Source organism: Streptomyces sp. M2CJ-2, from assembly GCF_016757295.1.
Lineage (GTDB): Bacteria > Actinomycetota > Actinomycetes > Streptomycetales > Streptomycetaceae > Streptomyces.
In genome coordinates this window covers 1-3,345 of record NZ_JAESIF010000176.1, presented here as the reverse complement: position 1 = coordinate 3,345, position 3,345 = coordinate 1, and the positions used below count along the sequence as shown (strand labels likewise).

The 3,345-nt window shown below is 66.2% G+C and carries 2 protein-coding genes and 2 pseudogenes; 3 read left to right on the top strand and 1 reads right to left on the bottom strand.

Features of this window, described 5'->3' with window-relative positions:
• Window positions 1–129 precede the first annotated feature (129 nt).
• Window positions 130–1,488 carry an IS4 family transposase gene (locus JL475_RS38420; RefSeq protein WP_237409458.1) on the top strand — a complete coding sequence of 453 codons (1,359 nt, stop codon included), beginning with the start codon at window positions 130–132 and terminating at the stop codon, window positions 1,486–1,488.
• A gap of 17 nt (window positions 1,489–1,505) precedes the next feature.
• Window positions 1,506–1,772 (top strand): annotated as a pseudogene (locus tag JL475_RS41000) (ISAzo13 family transposase); the annotation flags it as partial.
• Window positions 1,773–2,247: 475 nt separating this feature from the next.
• Here JL475_RS41000 and JL475_RS38410 read toward each other — a convergent pair.
• Window positions 2,248–2,568 (bottom strand): annotated as a pseudogene (locus JL475_RS38410) (transposase); the annotation flags it as partial.
• A 208-nt stretch (window positions 2,569–2,776) separates the two neighbouring features.
• On the opposite strand from JL475_RS38410, the gene JL475_RS38405 reads away from it, so the two are divergent.
• A complete protein-coding gene (locus JL475_RS38405) occupies window positions 2,777–3,181 on the top strand; it encodes a type II toxin-antitoxin system PemK/MazF family toxin (protein ID WP_202282834.1) in 405 nt (134 codons plus the stop codon).
• Window positions 3,182–3,345 lie beyond the last annotated feature (164 nt).

Genomic DNA, 3,345 nt, shown 5'->3' with positions numbered 1-3,345 from the left:
CCAGCTCGAACACGGCCGCACCACCTGAACGAAGATCACGAAACGTCACGAATGGTTACCGAGAAGGATTCAATGCCGTTGTTTGAAGGTTCATTGAGTTGGTAGTGACGGACTGAGCGTCGCGCCGTTATGCGGGGTGTGCATCCGTGGAGCGGGGTATCTGAGCGAGTGCGGCTGGGCTTGATCACACAGTGGGTGACGCCCGAGTTGGTGGACGAGGTCCTGTCGGAGTGTCGCAAACGGGACCGTCGGCCGGGAGCGTTGCCGGCGGGGTTCATGGTCTACTTCACACTCGCGCTTGCGCTCTTCCACCAGGACTCCTACGACGATGTGGCAGAACAACTGGTAGGTGGAATAAAGGAGTTGAGCGAGTACATCCCGCACAAGGCGTCTTTCACCCGGGCTCGGGAGCGCCTGGGACCGGAGGTTGTCGAGCGGATCTTCCACCGCCTGGCCGGTCCGCGGGCCCCTGCGGGGCTGGCCGGGGCCTTCTACCGGGGGATGCGTCTCGCTGCGGTCGACGGGTTCCTGCTGGACGTGCCGGACAACGAGGCCAACCGACTCGCCTTCGGCGGCCCGAAAGACTCCAGCGGGAAACCGGGCGGGTTTCCGCAGGTGAGAGTCGTGACGCTGACCGAGACCGGCACGCACTCTTCCATCGACGCCCGGGTGGGCGGCTACAACAGCGGTGAACGCGACCCAGCCGTGGCAATGGCCGCCTCGGCCTCCGGGATGCTCGTGGTCATGGACCGGGGGTTCCCCGGGGTGGAGTTATGGAAGGCGTATACCGGCGCCGGTGCCCACCTGCTGCTGCGGGCCCGCTCGTGTGTGGCACGCCGCCCGGTACGCCACCTGCCCGACGGCACCTACCTGGCGCGCATGAACCTCGCGGGGCAGAAGGGCGCCCATCCGGGCGGTGTGCTGGTGCGCGTGATCGAGTACCGCGTCGACGGGGGCGAAGTGATCAGGCTACTGACCGACCTCTTCGATCACGACGCTTACTCAGCAAGGGAGTTGGCGGTCTTGTATCACGAAAGATGGGAGGTGGAATCGGCCTATCGGCAGATCAAGACCTTCCAGCGGGGCCGGCAGGAAGTTCTGCGATCCACCGACCCGCAGCTGGTGCGCCAGGAAGTGTGGGCGCACCTGGTCGTGCACCACTGCCTGACCGGCATCATCATGCAACTCGCCGACAGCAACGGCATCGGCCCGGACCGCATCTCGTTCGTCAAGGTCCTCAAGCACACCCGCCGCAGCGTGGTCCGCCAGCTCGCCGACACCCCGCCGAAGATCCGCAGGTTCCTGACCGCGCTGGCGGCGAAGGTCCGCCGGAAACTCGACAGCGGCACCCGCCGACTGCGAGAGGCAGACCGCTTCCTGAAACGGCCCAACTCGCTGTACTCCTACCGACCGAAGGACAAACCGAAAGCCCTACCACGCCACGTACCCGCCAGGACCATCACACTGCAGGCGACGATAGTTCAGTAGTCAAGCAACGGCATTGGCCGGGCACGTCGAAGTGGAACAAGATCGAGCACCGAATGTTCTGCCATATCACCGCCAACTGGCGGGGCCGGCCGTTGACCAGCTATCAGGTCGTCATCGAGACCATCGCCGCCACGACCACCGCGGGCGGGCTGAGCATCGGCGCCGAGCTCGACACGGGCAGCTACCGTCTGGGCACCACCGTCACGCCCGCCGAGTTCCGCGCTTTACCGATCACACCCGGTGCGTTCCACGGCGACTGGAACTACACCCTGGCCCCCACCCCGCCCAGGCCTCCCGAGGCAACGCCGACCAAGCGGCGGATCGATCCTGCCCTGACCACGATGCTCACCGATCCGGCCCTGACCGGCATGTCACGCTCCGCCTTCGAACAGTTGGTGGCGGTCTCGGAACCGTACTGGGACGCCCTGGCCGAGGCGGCTTTCAGGCGGCGCTTCCACCGCCCACGCAGCTACCTCCACCCGCAAACCAGCAGCTTGGACCACTTCCATCGGCTGCTGGCAGCCGTGTTGCGCCGCCGCAATGCCGTCACCAGTACGCTCCTGGCCCAGTTGCTGGGAGTCACCCGAACCAACCTGTCCAACCAGTTCCAGGACGGCCATCGACTCCTGGACCTCCACCAGATCTCCGTCACACCGTTGCCCGGATCGCCGGCTCGGACTCCGGAGCAACTGCGAGCCCGCCTGTCGCCCGTCCCAGGCCGTCCCGAAGAGGAGACCTGACAGTTATTCATTTACAGGCCCCGGCGGCGCCGGTGTACTGGCGCTGGACACCGACGGTGTGCGTGCCCTTCTTCACGTCTCCGGTCTCGTCGACCACCAGCACTGCACCCTCGTCGTGCAGATGCTCCAGGACGTACTCGCGCACGTCATCGCGCACGGCGTCGGCATCCCATCGGGCCCGGCCGAGCAGGTGCTGCATGCCGTCCGGACTCGCTTCCCCGGCCCACTCGGCGATGCTCCAGCAGTTCTTGCGCGGCAGGTCCGACAGCAGCCCCAGCACCAAATCCCGCACCCGGCAACGGGGTTCAACCCGCGCGAACCGGCCCGCTATCCGGCCCATCACGACCTCGAACGCCTCCTGCCAGCGGACAGGGTCTACGCTATGACCCGCGGCTACCGCATGATCTTCAGTCTTCACACACCGATGATCACCGGTGGCCGCACCCGTCTTCACCACCCCCTCGGTCACGACGTGCGAAGACGGGGCCGCATCCGGTGTCCCGCTCGGGCATGCAGCGTCCGCCCGCCGACTCGTACCAGGAGGACACATGCAACGCGGCGAAGTCTGGTGGGTCGACTTCGACGAGCGACGCCCGGTCGTGCTGCTGTCGGACGACGAGTCATCCGGGTTCCAGGTCATGCAGGTCGTTGCGCCAGCGGGCGTCGACATCAGCGGCCTGGGCGTTGAAGTGGCGATAGGCGCCCGGGAAGGGCTGCCCTTCGAAGGCGTGCTGCGGTTCGCGTTCCCGCGTCCAGGCTTTACTCCTTGCACCTGGCTGACCACTGTCGCCCGGGACGACCTAATCGAGCGAGCGGGCGTGTTGTCCTCCGCGAAGCTCAGCGAGGTTGGAGCCGCCCTCCATACCGCTGGACAGAGGAGGGAGTGGACCCCGATGACGGCTGCCAGGCTCCGCGAGATCAAAGATGCCCACCGTCTCGGAGGACTCGAGTAGCGGACGCCTCTGCTGCCCAGCTCGACCTCGTCGACGACCGACGGCGGCCCCCTCTCCACCGCCCTCCAGCAACAAGATCACGATCTACGGCTGGAGGTGTGCCACGAACGCTGAGAGTGAGGTTGATGTAGGCAGGGACCCTGCTTGATGTGGTGCTGTGCGGA